The following is a 15,471-nucleotide window of genomic DNA, read 5'->3' as shown; positions in this document are numbered from 1 at the left end:
GGAACCTTTAGAGAACGACCAAGGGTTCCCATGGCCGACCAGATCGTCATCACCGAGAAGACCAGCCAGGCGAAGGACGTGCGCGCGGCCGTGGGCGGCCGCTACGGCGCGATCCTCCCGGCCGAGGGGCACCTCTACGACCTCGTGGAACCGGAGGAGGCGGACCCGGCCTGGAAGCGCTGGGCGCCGGTCCTGCTCAGGCCGGAGGGGCTCTACGGCACCAAGCCCGCCTCGGGCGGCAACAAGGCGTCCAAGCTCCAGGCCATCAAGGCCGCGCTGCGGGGGGCGGGCTGCGTCTGGCTCGCCACCGACTGCGACCGCGAGGGGCAGCTCATCGGCCAGGAGATCCTGGAGCACCTGAAGTATCGCGGCCGGGTCATGCGGGTGATCTTCACCGCCCAGGACCCCCAGACCATCCGCGAGGCCTTCGCCCGCGCGCGGCCCAATGCCGACTACGCCCGCCTCTACGCCGCCGCCGTGGCCCGGCGGCAGGCGGACCAGATCTACAACCTCTCTCTCACCCGCACCGCCACCGTCACCCTCGCGCGCGGGGCGCGGACGGTGATCGGCGTGGGGCGGGTGAAGACGCCGACGCTGGCCATTGTCTGCCGGCGCGAGCTGGAGATCCGCGACTTCGTCCCCCAGGCCTATTTCGAGGTGGTGGCCACCGCAGAGGCAGGGGCCGGCCCGCTGCGGATGCGCCACGCGCCGAAGGAGCGCATCCTCAAGCGCGAGGACGCCGAGGCGGTCGCGGCCCTGGCCGAGGGCTTCGAGGGCCCCCTCTCCGTGAAGGTCGAGGACAAGCGCCAGTCCCCGCCCCGCCTGCACGACCTTCCCTCCCTCCAGAAGCTCTGCGGCTCCCGCTTCGGCTGGTCCGCGGCGCGCACGCTGGAGGTGGCGCAGCAGCTGTATGACGGCGAGGGCAAGAAGGTCATCACCTATCCCCGCGCCGAGACCCGCTACCTCCCGGAGAACCTGATCCCCGACGTGCCCCGGATCGTGGCGGGGCTGCGCGTCGGCCGCGCCTTCGCCGAGGTGCCGGTGCCCGACCCACCCGTGATCCGGCGCGGCGCCGGCGGCCCCTTCCACGACAAGGGCCTGGCCGGGGCCAGCCACCACGCCGTCATTCCCAACGTGAACACGGTGGAGACGCTGCGCGAGGTCTGGCCGCGCCTCTCGGCGGACGAGCGCAAGCTCTTCGATGTCATTGCCCGCTCCTACCTCGCGGCCATGATGCCGGATTTCCGTTACCGGCAGACGACGGTCACGATGGACGTGCACAGCCACCTCTTCCGCGCCACCGGCCGGCAGCCGATCGAGCTTGGCTGGCGCGCGGCCTTCCCGAACTGGCAGCCGGCGGACGAGAAGGGCGAGGATGCCCAGCTCCTCCCCGCGCTGCGGGACGGCGAGCCGGCCCGGCTGCACGACGCGGCGGTGGAAGCCAAGGAGACCCGCCCCCCGCCGCGCTACAACGAGGGCACGCTGATCGAGGCGATGCAGAACGCCTGGCGCTTCGTGGAGGACGAGGCGCTGCGGGAGCGGCTGAAGGAGGCCAAGGGCATCGGCACGCCCGCCACCCGGGCCGAGATCATCCGCGGGTTGAAGGCGCAGGAGTTCCTGGCCATCGAGGGCAAGAACATCGTGCCGACCGAGCGGGGCCTCTCCCTCCACGCGGTGCTAGAGAAAGCGGACCCCGCCCTGGTCGATCCCGGCGTGACGGCGCAGATGGAGCGCCTGCTGGACGAGGTGCTGGTCGGGCAGCAGGAGATGATGGGCGCGATCGACGCCGTCTGCGCCCAGGCGAGCCGGATCATCGGGCGGCTGCAGGAGGGGGCGGCCTCCGCCGGCCCCGTCCTGCTCGGCGAGGCGGCCGGGAGGTCCGGCGCCGACCGGCCGCCCACCCCCGCGATGAAGCGCTACGTGGAGGGTCTCGCCCGGCAGAAGGGCCTCAAGCCGCCGCGCGGCTACACCACCTCCGGCGCCGCCTGCCGGGCCTTTCTCGACCAGCACGCTGCCAAGAAAGGGGCCGCCGGCGCCGATGGGGCGGAGACCCCGGGGGAAGCCGAGCCGGCACGGGCCGGCGCGCTGCCTGCCCGGGCGCGTGCCCCCTCACGGCGGAAGGGCGCGGCCCGGGGCAGCCGTCCCCCCGGCAAGGCGGCCCGCGCCGGGCAGGCGAAGGAAACCGCCCCGCCGGGCCCGCCGCCGGACCTGCCCGGAGGCGACACGCCGCTAAGGATCCCCTTCGGCAACAAGGAGGCCGCGCTTCAACTGGGCGCCCGCTACCGCGAGGGCGGCTGGTACGCGCCGCCCGGCGTCGAGCTCGGACGGTTCCGCGAGCGTGGCTGGCTCTGACCGGCGCGGGGGCGGAGGCTGCTCCGGGTACCCCGGACGCGGCATCCCCGCCCTGGAGAGGCCTTGGCCTAGCGAACGCCGCGCCGCCGGTTCTGCGCCAGCTGCTCCGGGGTGAGCTGGAAGCCGATCAGCACGGCCTTCTCCGCCGCGCGGCGAGGGTCCCCGGGGATGCGGACCATCATCTCCTCCCCCTGCACCGCCGTCCGGCGCTCATTGCCCGCGAAGGTCACGCGCAGCGTGTCGGTGCCGCGGTTGAGCACCCGGTCCTCTCCCCCCTCCGTCACGGCGATGAGGTAGGGCAGCTCCACCACCCGGCCGGTCGCGGCGGGGCCGCGCTCGGCGGCGACCTCCACCGCCAGTGTCACGTCCAGCCCGGCATCGCGGGGGGCGTAGTCGCAGCGGGCCTGGAAGCCGGTGAGGCGGGCGTCCACCTCCATCGTGCCGACATCCGGCGCGGCGCCGGGGCGATAGCGCGTGAGGTCCACGGCCTCGGCCAGCAGGGCCACCCGGGGGCAGGGCGCCTGGGGACGCCCGCTCAGCGCGCTGCCCCGCCCGCCGCATCCGGCCAGCACGGGCAGGGCCGAGAGGGCCAGGAGGGCGGCGAGGACGGGGGGACGGATCACGCGGCGGGCACTCCTCGGGGACGACTCGGCGGGCGCCCGAAGGGGCGCCGCGCGGGGATGGGCCAAGACGGCCCTGGGCGCCGGGGCCGGGGACGGGTAGAAAGCGCGCCCAGGGTCCGGCCGGGGGCTGTTCCCGCCGGCGCCGAAGGACCAAGTCGCACGCCATGGACCAGATCGCAAACGCGCCCCTCGGATCCCTGCTCACCACGGCGAAGCCCGCGCTCAAGGTGCTGCTGGCCGGCCCGCGCGGCTTCTGCGCGGGGGTGGACCGCGCCATCAAGATCGTCGAGCAGGCGATCGACCGCTTCGGCGCGCCCGTCTACGTCCGGCACGAGATCGTCCACAACCGCTTCGTGGTGGAGGGGCTGCAGGCCAAGGGCGCCGTCTTCGTCGAGGAGCTGGACGAGATCCCCGATGACGGCCAGCCCGTGATCTTCTCCGCCCATGGCGTGCCGAAAGCCGTGCCCGCCGCGGCCGATGCCCGGCAGATGCTCTATCTCGACGCTACCTGCCCCCTGGTCAGCAAGGTCCATCGCGAGGCCGAGCGGCACCACGCCAATGGCAGCCACATCCTGCTGATCGGCCATGCCGGGCACCCGGAGGTGGTGGGCACCATGGGCCAGCTTCCCCCGGGGGCGGTGACGCTGGTGGAGGATGCCGCGCAGGCCGCCACCGTCCAGCCGCCCGAGGGCCCGCTCGCCTACGCCACCCAGACCACCCTTTCCGTGGACGACACGGCCGAGGTGCTGGACGTGCTGCGCGCCCGCTTCCCCGGCCTCTCCGCCCCGGTGAAGGAGGACATCTGCTACGCCACCACCAACCGCCAGGCGGCGGTGAAGGCGATCGCGGAGCGCTGCGAGCTGATCGTGGTGGTGGGCGCCGCCAACTCCTCCAACTCCGTGCGCCTGCGCGAGGTGGCGGAAAAGGCCGGCTGCCCGCGCGCCGTGCTCGTCCCCCGCGGCCGGGACTTCGACCCCTCGCTGGCCGACGGCCTCTCCACCATCGGCATCACCGCCGGCGCCAGCGCGCCCGAGGTGCTGGTGGAGGAGGTGATCGCCCGCCTGCGCGAGCGCTTCGATGTCGTGACCGAGGACGTGACGGTGGCGGAGGAGCGGATCGTCTTCAACCTGCCCCGCGCCCTCCGCACCCCGGCCGGCGCGCCCCCCGCCCCCGTCGCGGGCTAGCCTCCCCGCCCGCTGCGGGTCGGCGGCCACGTCCCCCTGCGGGGCAGCGGCCCCATTCCCTTGCGGGGCAGCGGCCCCGCCGGCCGGCGGGTGGCTTGCCGTCCCGGCGAGGCTGGGGCATGGACCCGGGCCCAGGGGGTTCCATGGCCGTTTACACCGAGGTGTCCGATGAGGCGCTGCGCGCCTTCCTGTCCGGCTATGACCTGGGGGAGCTGACCGCCTTTCGCGGCATCGCCGAGGGGGTGGAGAACAGCAACTACGCGCTGAAGACCACGGGCGGGGACTTCATCCTCACCCTCTACGAGCGGCGCGTGGACCCGGCGGAGCTGCCCTGGTTCCTCGGCCTCATGCGCCACCTCGCCGCGCGTGGCCTCGCCTGCCCCGAGCCGGTGGCGGGGCGCGACGGAGAGGCGCTGCGCGAGCTGGCCGGGCGCCCGGCCGCCATCTGCACCTTCCTGCCCGGCGTCTGGCCGCGCCGCCCCTCGGTCGCCCATTGCGGGCCGCTCGGCGCCGCGCTGGCCGCCCTGCACGCGGCGGGGGAGGGCTTCGCGGCCGAGCGGCCCAACGCCCTCGGCCCCGCGGGCTGGGCGCCGCTGCTGGAGCGCTGCCGCCCGAACGGGGACACGGTGCAGCCCGGGCTGATCGCCGAGCTGGAGGGGCATCTCGGCGCCATCCTGCGCGACTGGCCGCGGGACCTGCCGCGCGGGCAGATCCATGCGGACCTCTTCCCCGACAACGTCTTCTTCCTGGAGGGCGTGGACAGGAAGCCGCGCGTCTCCGGCCTCATCGACTTCTACTTCGCCTGCACCGACATCCTCGCCCTCGACATCGCCATCTGCCTCAACGCCTGGTGCTTCGAGCAGGACCTCTCCTTCAACGTGACGAAGGCGCGCGCCCTGCTGGCCGGCTACAACGCCGCGCGCCCGCTCTCGCCGGCGGAGATGGAGGCGCTGCCCGTGCTCTGCCGCGGCGCCGCCATGCGCTTCCTGCTGACGCGCCTCTACGACTGGACCAACACCCCTCCCGGAGCCCTCGTGACCCGCAAGGACCCGCTCGAATACCTGCGCAGGCTGCGCTTCCACGCCGGTGCCACGGGGGTCTCCGCCTATGGCGTCTGAGGAGGGAGGGGCAACGGTCGAGATCTGGACGGATGGCGGCTGCAAGCCGAATCCCGGCCCCGGCGGCTGGGCGGCCATCCTGCGCTTCGGCGCGCATGAGAAGGAGCTGACGGGCGCCGAGCCCGCCACCACCAACAACCGCATGGAGCTGACCGCGGCGGCGAGCGCGCTGGAGGCGCTGAAGAAACCCTGCCGCGTCGTGCTGCACACGGACAGCGAGTACGTGCGGAACGGCGTGACGCGCTGGGTCCATGGCTGGGTGCGGAACAACTGGCGCAACGCGGCGAAGGACCCCGTGGCGAATTACGAGCTGTGGCAACGGCTGCTCGCCGCCGCCAAGCCGCACGAGGTCGAGTGGAAATGGGTGCGCGGCCATGCGGGCGACGTGATGAACGAGCGCGCGGACAAGCTGGCCACGGCGGCGCGGATGGGACTGGGCAAGTAAGCCCTCGCCGCGCGGCGGTTTACAAGCTTTTCGAGTTTACGCTCCGGCCTGTAAGAGGCGCCACCGCGTTGCAACGGGGCGCTGCAAAGTCCGCTCGCTTCCCCGCGTTAACAGGGCAATCCTTGACTGCATCCCGTGCCAGTCAGGCCACCCCAGGGAACGAGGAAGAGCAGCATGAGCCACGACAATTACGACGACGGCCTGGTCCACTCCCATGACTGGGCCCGCGAGCCTCCCCGCGCGCCCATGAAGCGCCAGCAGGTGCAGCAGGCCCAGGCTCAGGCGCAGCCCGCCGAGGACTTCTACGACGACGGCCTCGTGCACAGCCACGACTGGGCGCGCAGCACGCCCCACGAGGCCTGACGATCAACGGCAGGCGGCTTCCGCGGGGGATGACGAGGGGGCGGGGGAGACGATCTCCCCCGCCCCTTTCCCGTCAGTTGAACAGCGTCGAGACCGAGGATTCCTCGGAGATGCGGCGCATCGCCTCGGCCAGCAGCGGCGCAATGGTGAGCTGCTTGATATTGCGGGAGATGCGGACGGCCTCGGTGGCCTGGATGCTGTCGGTGATGATCATCTGCTCGATCGGCGCCGCGCCGATGCGCGCGACCGCCCCGCCCGAGAGCACGCCGTGGGTGACATAGACGCTGACGGAACGCGCCCCGTTCTTCAGCAGCGCCTCGGCCGCGTTGCACAGCGTGCCGCCGGAATCGACGATGTCGTCCACCAGGATGCAGTCGCGGCCTTCCACCTCGCCGATGACGTTCATCACCTCCGACACGCCCGCGCGCGGCCGGCGCTTGTCGATGATGGCGAGGTCGGTGTGGATCCGCGTGGCGATGGCGCGCGCGCGCACGACGCCACCGACATCGGGGGAGACGACCATCACGTCGCGGCCCTTGAAGCGCTCCGCGATGTCGCGCGCGAAAAGCGGGGCGGCGAAGAGGTTGTCCACGGGGATGTCGAAGAAGCCCTGGATCTGCCCGGCATGGAGATCGAGCGTCAGCACGCGGTCCGCGCCGGCCTGGGTGATGAGGTTCGCCACGAGCTTGGCCGAGATCGGCGTGCGCGGGCCGGACTTACGGTCCTGCCGGGCATAGCCGAAATAGGGGATCACTGCGGTCACGCGGCGGGCCGAGGCGCGACGCAGCGCGTCCAGCGTGATCAGCACTTCCATCAGGTTGTCGTTGGCGGGATAGCTCGTGGACTGGATCACGAACACGTCCTCGCCGCGGATGTTCTCCTGGATCTCGACGAAGATCTCGAGGTCCGCGAAGCGCCGGACGGAGGCCTGGGTGAGCGGCAGGTTGAGTGCCGCGGCCACCGCCTCGGCGAGGGGGCGGTTGCTGTTGCAGGCGAGGATCTTCATCCGCGTGGGATCTCCGGGCGCGCCGCGGGCGAGTCGGACGCGGCGTGAGGCGGCGGGGGGATAGCAACCGCGCGCGCCCAAGTCCATGCCGGGCGGCGGGCAGGAGCCATGCTCACAGGCCCCGCATCACGGGGCAGGCAGGCCCCGTGCCACGAGGGCGGGATTCCCCGCGCACCCCGTTGTTCTAGCGAAGGTTTGATCCAGCTGGCGGTGCAGGGGCGGGCGTCGGAGAGGGTTCCGGCCGCCGCGCGGCAGCCTCGCCCAGCCCGCCCGCATTGGCGATGATGTCGCGCACCGCCGTCGCCGCCTCCTCGGCAACGACATAGGCGACATCGCCCCAGAGCCCGTTGAGCGAGCCCGCAGGCACCTCGTTGATCTGGGCGGCGAGGCCGAGATCGTGCCCGTCCCGCCGGGAGACGCGCCACTGGATCTCCACCCGCTGCTGCCGGGCCGCCGCGGGGGCGAGGGTCACCTCCCCCGTCAGGGCGAAGGCCGCGCCCTCCGAGCCCTCCTGCACCACGAAGCCCTTGGTCGCGAGGAAGTCGCGCATGCGGGCCGCGAGGGCCGCGTTGCCGTCCCCCGGCGCGCCCTTCACCCCGGTGAAGCGCACCCGCGGCGGGCCGCCCGCGCCGTTGAAGGCCACGGGTTCGGCCGCCCGCCGGGCCGCCTCGCCCCGCGCCAGGAGCCCCGCCACGGTCCCGGCATCGCGGGAGGCCACGCGGCGCAGCATGGCGCTCTCGGACCGGCTCCACTCGGCCACCGGCACGGTGCCGCCGCGCGCCTGGCCCAGCACCGCCCCGTCGGCATCCACCAGGGCATAGGCGGGGGTCACGGCCCGGCCGTCCTGCTCGGCGGAGATGTCGAGGCGCCAGTCGAGCGGCGCGGGCGGCCCGGCGACGGCGGGCACCTCGGCCGCCTCCAGCGCCTCGGCCACCGCCACCGCGAAGTCGGAGGACGCCACGTCGGAGAGGAGGGCGGCGTTCGGCCGGGGCACGGCGATGCGATAGGCCGGCGGCACGGCGAGCCGCCGCGCCTCGGCGCCCGGATTGCCGCGGAAGGGCTGGGGCAGCGGCCCGCATCCCGACAGGACAGCCAGAAGGGCGCAGGCGAGCATCCCGGCCAGCGGGCGGAGGGGCTTCAGCATGGGGCGCATGACCTCAACCGAGGAAGCAGGAGACGAGCAGGGTGAGGGACATCAGCGCCAGGAAAAGGGGGAGATAGGGCATGGACGCCGCCCTTATCCACGGGCGGGGGCCGCGGCGCCAGGGTTGTTCACGGCGGGGCTGTCTCGGCGGGTCTGTCCAGGGAGCCCACCAAGCGGCGGCCGTTCACGCGGGGAGCGCGATGGCCGAGAGCTGGTGGCCGATCGGCCCGCCGCCCTCCAGCGTGCGGCGGCGGTGGGAGAAGAACAGGCCCTCCTCGGCCAGCGTGTCGTTCGGCAGGGCCTCGGCGGCCACCCCGGCGGCGTGGAGGCGGGCGAGGATGAGGCCGGCCATGTCGAACTGCCAGTGGCCCTCCCGCCGGCTGGGGGCGAGGAAGCGGCCGCCCTCCGGGTCGCTCGCCAGCAGCTCCTCCCGCAGGTCGGCGCCCACCTCGTAGCTCGGCTGGCGGATGCAGGGGCCGAGGACGGCGGTGATGTCGGCGCGCCGGGCGCCCTGCCCCTCCATCGCCGCGATCGTGGCCTCTAGCACCCCGCCCAGCGCCCCGCGCCAGCCGGCATGGCAGGCCCCCACCACCCCCGCGCGGGCATCGGCGAAGAGAACGGGGCCGCAATCGGCGGTGATGATCCCCAGCGTTACGCCGGGTCGGGCGGTGACGATGCCGTCGGCTCTGGGGCGGTGGTCGTGCGGGATGGGCGCCCCGGCCACCACCACCTCGGCCCCGTGGACCTGGAAGAGGCCGGAGAGGGAGGTGGGCTCCACCTCCATCGCCTGCATGGCCAGCACCCGGTTCTCCTGCACTGCCTCCGGGTCGTCCTGGCCGGAGAGGGAGCAGTTGAGGCTGGCGAAGCGCCCGGTGGAGACGCCGCCGCGCCGGGTGAAGAAGCCGTGCGGCATCCCCGAGAGGGCGGGGGCGGAGAGGAATTCGGCGGTCATGCGGGTTCGAAGCCGGGCGGGGTGGAGAGGTCCGGGTGGCACAGGACCAGCGCCTTGAACAGCCGCCCCATCGCCTCGGGCGCGGTCAGGCGGGTGGCGGCCTCGATGTGGCGGGCCCCGCGCCCGGCATCGGCCGAGGCGAGCGCGGCCGCGCGGCTGTGCAGGCCGAGGCGGGCGAGGAACACCCCCTGCGGCACCGGCCCGTGCGCCGCGGCGCCGGCCGCGCGAGCGGCCTCGGCCAGGGCCTCGAAATCGACATGGGCGGTGAGGTCGGCCGTGCCGGGGTCCCGCAGCGGGTCGGCCGCCTGCCGGTCCCGGATGGCCTGGAGGCTGTCCCCCGGCCCGCTCCGCGCCGGACCGTAGTCGATGAACAGGGCGGCGCCCCCCTGCTCCGCCAGCCGCGCGCCGAGGGCGGCGGCCAGGGCGCGGGCGGGCTCGTTCACCTCGCGGATCTCACCCTCCTCCCCCGCATCGGGAAGCGGCGTGTCGGGGGCGGGGCGCTCGGCGAAGGCGCCGTCCTCCACCCAGCGCTCGGCCCAGGCACCGCCGCGGCGGACGAACTGGCGGATGGGCAGGGCGTCCAGGAACTCGTTGGCCAGCAGGATCAGGGGGCCGGGGGGGAGGCTCTCCGCCGTCTCGTGCCAGGTGGCGGCGGGCAGGCGGGCGCGCTGGGCCTCCCGCAGCAGGGGGGAGGTCTCGATCAGGTGCAGCCGGGCGGCGCGGGCGAAATCCGGCATCGCGCCCTCCACCGCGCGCAAGGCGTCGGCCATCAGCGTGCCGCGCCCCGGCCCGGCCTCGGCGAGGATCACGGGATCCGGGCGACCCATCGTCACCCAGGTCACGGCGGCCCAGAGGCCAAGGCACTCGCCGAAGGCTTGGGTGATCTCGGGAGAGGTCGTGAAGTCGCCGCCCGCGCCGAAGGGGTCGCGCCCGGCGTAATAGGCCGCGTTGGCGCGGGCCATGAAGGCATCCAGCCGCTCCGGCGCGCTCACGCGGGGCCTCCCGCCGGGCCGCTCACGCGACGCTCTTCGCCAGGCCGCTCACGCGGGCCTTGCTCGATGAGCCGCTCACGCGGCGGGGACCTCCACCGCGCGGCGGCTGCGCGCCATCAGCCACGCGCCCACCAGCACCATCGGCACGGAGAGGAGCTGCCCCATGGTTGCGCCGGCGAAGAGGAAGCCGAGCTGCGGGTCGGGCTGGCGGAAGAACTCGCCGATAATGCGCGCAACGCCGTAGCCCGCGAGGAAGGCGCCGGCCGTGAAGCCCGGGCGGGCGCGGAGGGAGGGCGTGCGGATGATCCACTGCAGGATGACCAGCAGGATCACCCCCTCCATCGCCGCCTGGTAGAGCTGGGAGGGGTGGCGCGGCTCCGGCCCGGCATGGGGGAAGATCACGCCCCAGGGCACGTCGGTGGTGCGGCCCCACAGCTCCCCGTTCACGAAGTTCGCCAGCCGCCCGAGGCCGAGGCCGATGGGCACCGCGCTCGTCACCCGGTCGGAAAAGAGGAGGAAAGGGATGCGGTTGTGCCGGCAGAACAGGGCGAGCGCGACGATCACCCCCGCCGCGCCGCCGTGGAAGGACATGCCGCCATGCCAGAGATAGGCGATCTCCCAGGGCGCGCTCAGGATGATGTCGGGCCGGTAGAACAGCACGTAGCCGATGCGCCCGCCCAGGATGACGCCGAGCGTCGCCCAGGTGACGAAGTCGTCCGCCTGCTCCGGCGTGCCCGCGACGGGGTGCTTCGTCACGAGGTGCCGTACGATGCGCCAGGCGATGACGATGCCGGCGATATAGGCCAGCGCGTACCAGCGGATGACGACCGGCCCGATGGCCAGCGCCACGGGGTCGAAGGCGGGGAAGAGGATGGCGGGGATCAAGCGGGCACCTCTCCGGCGTCGAGCTGGCGGACATAGCGCGCGACGCCCTCCTCCAGCGATAGGGGTGGGCGGTCGAAGCCGGCCCCAAGCAGGCGGTCCATGCGGGCCTCGGTGAAGTATTGGTACTTGCCGCGGAGGTCCTCGGGCATGGGGATGTAGCGGATGTCGGGCGGCTGCTGGCGGGCGGCGTAGATCGCGCGGGCGAGGTCGGCGAAGCTGCGCGCCCGCCCCGTGCCGATGTTGAACAGCCCGCTCACCCGCGGGTTCTCCGCCAGCCAGAGCATCGCGGCCACGCAGTCCTCCACATGCACGAAGTCGCGGAGCTGGCCGCCATCCTCGATGTCCGGCCGGTCGGAGGCGAAGAGGGTGGCGGGCTCGCCGGCGGCCACCTGGCGCCACTTGTGCAGCACCACGCTCGCCATGCGGCCCTTATGCGCCTCCCCCGGGCCGTAGACGTTGAAGAACTTCAGCCCCGCCCATTGCGGCGGCGCGGCACCCCCGGCGCCGAGCATCTGCACGATCCGCCGGTCCGTCGCGTGCTTCGACCAGCCGTAGAGGTTGAGGGGCCTGAGGCGCGCGAGGGCGCGGGGATCGGCGTCGTCGTCGAAGCCCTGCGCGCCGTCGCCATAGGTGGCAGCGGAGGAGGCGTAGATCAGCGGCACGCGGTGCCGCGCGCACCAGTCCCAGAGATGCAAGGTGAGGTTCAGGTTGCTGGCCGCCACGAGGTCCCCGTCGGTGACGGTGGTGGCCGAGACGGCGCCGAGATGGAACACCGCCCGGAGCTTCGGCGCCCCTTCCAGCCAGCGCGGCAGATCCTCCGGCGGCAGGACCCCGGCGATGACGGCCTCCGCGATGTTGCGCCACTTCGGCCCGTCCCGCAGCCGGTCGCAAACCATCACCTCCTCCCCGCGCGCGGAGAGGGCGGCGACGAGGTTGGAGCCGATGAAGCCGGCGCCGCCGGTGACGAGAAACATGGGCGGCCCTTGCCGTGGTTCCGGGGCCGCGGGGTATAGGCCCGAACACCCCGGCCGGGAAATGCCGCGCCGGTGAGGGCATCGTTCGATCCAACGAAACGGAACTGGAACCGAACGGAATCGCGGGCGGGCAGCACTTCTTGAAGCCGCTTCGCGAGCCCCCTAGCTCCTCCCCCGGAACCCCTGATCCGGGCCCCTCTGGCGAGCGCTGCCGGCCGCGCCGCGATGTCGGATCACTCTTCGGCATCACGGCCGGCATGGAGTGACCCGCATGGAGTCCGCCTTCTTGCTTGCCGAGTGGCTGGGAACGCCCGCCTGGATGTGGCTCGGCTTTCTCGGCCTCGTCGTCGCGCTTCTCGCCTTCGACCTCGGCGTCCTGCACCGAGAGAACCACGAGATCGGGGTGAGCGAGAGCCTGCGCCTCTCGGCCCTCTACATCGCGCTCGGCCTCGGCTTCGGCGGGCTGGTCTGGTGGCATCTCGGCGCGGAGTCCGGGATGAACTACCTCACCGGCTTCGTCGTGGAGAAGACGCTGGCGATGGACAACGTCTTCGTCATCGCGATGATCTTCTCCTTCTTCGCCGTGCCGCGGATCTACCAGCACCGCGTGCTGTTCTGGGGCATCCTCGGCGTCATCGTGCTGCGCGCGATCATGATCGGCTTCGGCGCGGCGCTGGTGACGAGCTTCTCCTGGGTGCTCTACCTCTTCGCCGCCTTCCTCGTCGCGACGGGGGTGAAGATGCTACTCTCGGACGGCGCGGAGAAGCCGCTCGACCAGAACCCGCTGCTGCGGTTGATGAAGCGCCGCCTGAACGTGACGGAGACGCATCACGGGGAGCGCTTCTTCGTGCGCCTCCCCCACCCCGTCACCGGCCGGCCCGCCCTCTTCGTCACGCCGCTCTTCCTGGCGCTGGTGATGGTGGAGGTGGCGGACGTCATCTTCGCCGTGGACTCCGTGCCCGCGATCTTCGCGATCACGACGGACCCCTTCATCGTCTACACCTCGAACATCTTCGCCATCCTCGGCCTGCGCGCGCTGTACTTCGCGCTCGCCGCGATGATCCACCGCTTCGAGTACCTGAAGGTCGCCCTGGCGGCGGTGCTGATCTTCATCGGCTCGAAGATCTTCCTGGCGGACATGCTGGGCCTCGCGAAGATCCCGCCCGCCATCTCGCTCGGCGTCACCTTCGGCATTCTCGTCGCGGGCGTCGCCTACAGCCTGTGGAAGACGCGGCCGGGCAGGGCCCGTCTGGCCGAGGAGGCCGGGCGCTAGCCACCGGGCGCGGCGTCGATCGGGGCGGGGCGGCGGTGCCGTCCCGCCCCTTTCTTGTGCCCCGCGCCCCGGGGGTCTACGCCCGGCGGCCCGGCGGGGCCATGTAAGCCCCGGGATTCGACTGGAGGCAGGTCATGCAGGACGGTGGTCAGGGCGGTTCGGGCCCCTTCGGGCGCGGCTTCGGCGGCGGCATGGGCGGCGGGCGCGGCAAGTTCTTCGATGACCTCGCGGGCGTCGCGGGCGGCGCCTTCTCCGTGCTGGCCGGGCTCAGGGCCGAGATCGACAGCATGGTGCAGGCCCAGACGGAGGCCTTCGTCGCGCGGCTGAACCTCGTGAAGCGCGAGGAGCTGGACGCGGCGCTGGAGGTGGCCCGCCGGGCGCGGGAGGAGGCCGAGGCCCTGGCCGTCCGCATGGCGGCGCTGGAAATGCGGCTGGACGCCATGCCGGCCGCGGCCCCCTCCGAGACGGGCGCCGGCGGCGGCAACCCGGAGCCCGGGAGCAGCGAGAGCGGCGCGGGCGAGGGCGGCGGGGCCGGCGGCGGCGATGCGGGCGGGGACGGCGAGTAGCGGCGCCCGCGCAACACAGGTGTTGCTCACGCCTTGGGACGTGAAGCCAACGCCCTTGCTGCCGCGTTCGGCATCGCAGTATCAAGCTGTTGGGGCTGATCCCACCGATTCGATACCAGACTCGGGGGGTCTGCCCGTCTCGGGATAGGAGGTGACTCTATGTCAGCCACCCTCGCTGCCGACCGGGACAAGGCCGCCAATCCACTCGACGTGGTCGAGCAGATCGTGGCGGCCAACGAATGGGCCTTCGACCGTCGCTCCGATGGAGAGATGGCCGCCGAGGCTCCCGGCAAGTGGTGCGACTACGGCCTGCATTTCGCCTGGTCCACTGAAATCAGCGCGATGCACTTCACCTGCGCCTTCGACATGAAGGTGCCCGCCGGCGCCCGCGCCAAGCTGCACGAGCTGCTGGCGCTGGCGAACGAGAAGCTCTGGATCGGCCATTTCGGGCTGGAGGGTGAGGAGGGCATTCCCGTCTTCCGCCACGCCGTCCTCCTCCGCGGCGCCCGCGCCGCGAGCGTCGAGAGCCTGGAGGACATGGTGGACATCGCGATCACCGAGTGCGAGCGCTTCTTCCCCGCCTTTCAGTTCGTCCTCTGGGGTGGCAAGCCGCCCGCCGAGGCGCTGGCCGCGGCCATGCTGGACTGCGTGGGCGAAGCCTGAAACCCTGGCTCCCGCCACCCTGCGCGGGGGCGCCGAGGTTTCGAGGGATTGCCTGATGTCCGCTGAGGTTCTGCCGCCCGTCCTGCTGGTCGGCTGCGGCAAGATGGGGGGCGCGCTGCTCCAGGGATGGCTGGAGCGCGGCCTCTCCCGCGCCGTGGTCGTCGAGCCCCACAAGCTCTCCACCGAGGCCTTCGCCCACCGTCCGGAGGTGGAGGTGGTGCCGGACGCGGAGTCCATCCCCTCGGGCTTCGTCGCGGAGGCCGTGGTGCTCGCGATCAAGCCGCAGGCGGCCGAGGCCGCCCTCCCGGCCTATCGGCCCTTCGCGCGCGGCGGGGCGCTCTTCCTCTCCATCATGGCGGGCAAGACGATCTCGGTCCTCGACGGGCTGCTCGACGGCGCGGCGGTGGTGCGCGCCATGCCCAACACCCCGGCGGCCATCGGCCAGGGCTTCACCGCCGCCTGCGCCGGGCGCCGCGTCTCCTCCGCCCAGAAGGCGCTCGCCGATGCGCTGCTGACCGCCACGGGCGAGGTGGCCTGGGTGGAGGCGGAGAGCCTGATCGACCCCGTCACCGCCGTCTCGGGCGGCGGCCCGGCCTATGTCTTCCTCCTGGCCGAGCTGCTGGAGAAGGCGGCGGCCGAGCAGGGCGTGCCGCCCGACCTCGCCCGGCGCATGGCCCGGGCCACGGTCGCCGGGTCCGGCGCGCTGCTCGCCCGCAGCGCGGAGGACGCGGCGGTGCTCCGCCGGAACGTCACCTCCCCCAAGGGCACGACGGAGCAAGCCCTGGCCGTGCTGATGGCCGAGCACGCCTGGCCGGATCTGATCCCCCGCGCGATCGACGCCGCCACCCGGCGCTCCCGCGAGCTGGCGGGATAGGAAGTGAGGCGACGGTTGATCCCCAACGGTTGATACGGGGGCGGGATGGGCCATGTT

General features: G+C 73.0%; 16 protein-coding genes. 9 read left to right on the top strand and 7 right to left on the bottom strand.

From position 1 onward, the window contains the following. Positions 1-30: 30 nt before the first annotated feature. Entirely contained in the window at positions 31-2,352 is a 2,322-nt protein-coding gene (locus FHS87_RS13455; RefSeq protein WP_184519116.1) for a type IA DNA topoisomerase, read from the top strand. A 68-nt stretch (positions 2,353-2,420) separates the two neighbouring features. On the opposite strand, the gene FHS87_RS13450 is transcribed toward FHS87_RS13455, so the two are convergent. Beyond that, positions 2,421-2,975, bottom strand: a complete 555-nt coding sequence (locus FHS87_RS13450; RefSeq protein ID WP_184519113.1) for a hypothetical protein — start codon at positions 2,973-2,975, stop codon at positions 2,421-2,423. 164 nt (positions 2,976-3,139) lie between these two features. On the opposite strand from FHS87_RS13450, the gene ispH reads away from it, so the two are divergent. The 4 genes from ispH to FHS87_RS13430 all read left to right on the top strand — a co-directional run bounded on the left by ispH (position 3,140) and on the right by FHS87_RS13430 (position 6,085). Continuing rightward, the gene (gene ispH / locus FHS87_RS13445) at positions 3,140-4,159 is read left to right on the top strand and encodes a 4-hydroxy-3-methylbut-2-enyl diphosphate reductase (protein WP_184519110.1); all 1,020 of its coding nucleotides are present in this window, start codon (positions 3,140-3,142) and stop codon (positions 4,157-4,159) included. Between the two features lie 143 nt (positions 4,160-4,302). Continuing rightward, entirely contained in the window at positions 4,303-5,277 is a 975-nt protein-coding gene (locus FHS87_RS13440; protein WP_184519108.1) for a homoserine kinase, read from the top strand. After that, positions 5,267-5,722, top strand: a complete 456-nt coding sequence (gene rnhA / locus FHS87_RS13435; protein WP_184519105.1) for a ribonuclease HI — start codon at positions 5,267-5,269, stop codon at positions 5,720-5,722. Before FHS87_RS13440 ends, rnhA begins: the two co-directional genes overlap by 11 nt. A gap of 174 nt (positions 5,723-5,896) precedes the next feature. Continuing rightward, the gene (locus FHS87_RS13430) at positions 5,897-6,085 is read left to right on the top strand and encodes a hypothetical protein (protein ID WP_184519102.1); all 189 of its coding nucleotides are present in this window, start codon (positions 5,897-5,899) and stop codon (positions 6,083-6,085) included. Positions 6,086-6,158: 73 nt separating this feature from the next. Here the strand turns inward: FHS87_RS13430 and FHS87_RS13425 are convergent, their stop codons facing one another. From FHS87_RS13425 to rfaD, 6 genes are all read right to left on the bottom strand, one after another. Beyond that, positions 6,159-7,091 carry a ribose-phosphate pyrophosphokinase gene (locus tag FHS87_RS13425; RefSeq protein ID WP_184519099.1) on the bottom strand — a complete coding sequence of 311 codons (933 nt, stop codon included), beginning with the start codon at positions 7,089-7,091 and terminating at the stop codon, positions 6,159-6,161. A 184-nt stretch (positions 7,092-7,275) separates the two neighbouring features. Continuing rightward, entirely contained in the window at positions 7,276-8,235 is a 960-nt protein-coding gene (locus FHS87_RS13420; RefSeq protein WP_184519096.1) for a hypothetical protein, read from the bottom strand. Positions 8,236-8,419: 184 nt separating this feature from the next. Continuing rightward, entirely contained in the window at positions 8,420-9,187 is a 768-nt protein-coding gene (gene pgeF / locus FHS87_RS13415) for a peptidoglycan editing factor PgeF (RefSeq protein WP_184519093.1), read from the bottom strand. Then, complete coding sequence (locus FHS87_RS13410) at positions 9,184-10,179, bottom strand: class I SAM-dependent methyltransferase (RefSeq protein WP_312861993.1); 996 nt, start codon at positions 10,177-10,179, stop codon at positions 9,184-9,186. The genes pgeF and FHS87_RS13410 overlap by 4 nt, the downstream gene beginning before the upstream one ends. A gap of 75 nt (positions 10,180-10,254) precedes the next feature. Then, positions 10,255-11,064 carry a prolipoprotein diacylglyceryl transferase gene (gene lgt / locus FHS87_RS13405; protein WP_184519090.1) on the bottom strand — a complete coding sequence of 270 codons (810 nt, stop codon included), beginning with the start codon at positions 11,062-11,064 and terminating at the stop codon, positions 10,255-10,257. Then, complete coding sequence (gene rfaD / locus FHS87_RS13400) at positions 11,061-12,038, bottom strand: ADP-glyceromanno-heptose 6-epimerase (protein WP_184519087.1); 978 nt, start codon at positions 12,036-12,038, stop codon at positions 11,061-11,063. Before rfaD ends, lgt begins: the two co-directional genes overlap by 4 nt. A gap of 271 nt (positions 12,039-12,309) precedes the next feature. On the opposite strand from rfaD, the gene FHS87_RS13395 reads away from it, so the two are divergent. From FHS87_RS13395 to proC, 4 genes are all read left to right on the top strand, one after another. Beyond that, a complete protein-coding gene (locus FHS87_RS13395) occupies positions 12,310-13,311 on the top strand; it encodes a TerC family protein (RefSeq protein WP_184519084.1) in 1,002 nt (333 codons plus the stop codon). Positions 13,312-13,445: 134 nt separating this feature from the next. After that, a complete protein-coding gene (locus FHS87_RS23780; protein WP_246418386.1) occupies positions 13,446-13,877 on the top strand; it encodes an accessory factor UbiK family protein in 432 nt (143 codons plus the stop codon). Positions 13,878-14,036: 159 nt separating this feature from the next. Then, a complete protein-coding gene (locus tag FHS87_RS13385; RefSeq protein ID WP_184519081.1) occupies positions 14,037-14,540 on the top strand; it encodes a type III secretion system chaperone family protein in 504 nt (167 codons plus the stop codon). A 55-nt stretch (positions 14,541-14,595) separates the two neighbouring features. Continuing rightward, entirely contained in the window at positions 14,596-15,414 is an 819-nt protein-coding gene (proC, locus tag FHS87_RS13380) for a pyrroline-5-carboxylate reductase (protein ID WP_184519078.1), read from the top strand. Positions 15,415-15,471: the final 57 nt, after the last annotated feature.

Source organism: Muricoccus pecuniae (assembly GCF_014199205.1).
Taxonomy (GTDB): Bacteria; Pseudomonadota; Alphaproteobacteria; order Acetobacterales; family Acetobacteraceae; genus Roseomonas; species Roseomonas pecuniae.
Note: the sequence above shows the minus strand (reverse complement) of the source record. Positions and strands in the feature narration are given on the sequence as shown.

Coding starts and splice junctions, on each gene's coding strand:
- proC (WP_184519078.1), top strand. CDS start 14,596: ATGTCCGCTGAGGTTCTGCCGCCCGTCCTGCTGGTCGGCTGCGGCAAG.
- FHS87_RS13395 (WP_184519084.1), top strand. CDS start 12,310: ATGGAGTCCGCCTTCTTGCTTGCCGAGTGGCTGGGAACGCCCGCCTGG.
- rnhA (WP_184519105.1), top strand. CDS start 5,267: ATGGCGTCTGAGGAGGGAGGGGCAACGGTCGAGATCTGGACGGATGGC.
- FHS87_RS13455 (WP_184519116.1), top strand. CDS start 31: ATGGCCGACCAGATCGTCATCACCGAGAAGACCAGCCAGGCGAAGGAC.
- FHS87_RS13385 (WP_184519081.1), top strand. CDS start 14,037: ATGTCAGCCACCCTCGCTGCCGACCGGGACAAGGCCGCCAATCCACTC.
- FHS87_RS13440 (WP_184519108.1), top strand. CDS start 4,303: ATGGCCGTTTACACCGAGGTGTCCGATGAGGCGCTGCGCGCCTTCCTG.
- FHS87_RS13420 (WP_184519096.1), bottom strand. CDS start 8,235: ATGCTGAAGCCCCTCCGCCCGCTGGCCGGGATGCTCGCCTGCGCCCTT.
- FHS87_RS13430 (WP_184519102.1), top strand. CDS start 5,897: ATGAGCCACGACAATTACGACGACGGCCTGGTCCACTCCCATGACTGG.
- rfaD (WP_184519087.1), bottom strand. CDS start 12,038: ATGTTTCTCGTCACCGGCGGCGCCGGCTTCATCGGCTCCAACCTCGTC.
- FHS87_RS23780 (WP_246418386.1), top strand. CDS start 13,446: ATGCAGGACGGTGGTCAGGGCGGTTCGGGCCCCTTCGGGCGCGGCTTC.
- FHS87_RS13425 (WP_184519099.1), bottom strand. CDS start 7,091: ATGAAGATCCTCGCCTGCAACAGCAACCGCCCCCTCGCCGAGGCGGTG.
- ispH (WP_184519110.1), top strand. CDS start 3,140: ATGGACCAGATCGCAAACGCGCCCCTCGGATCCCTGCTCACCACGGCG.
- pgeF (WP_184519093.1), bottom strand. CDS start 9,187: ATGACCGCCGAATTCCTCTCCGCCCCCGCCCTCTCGGGGATGCCGCAC.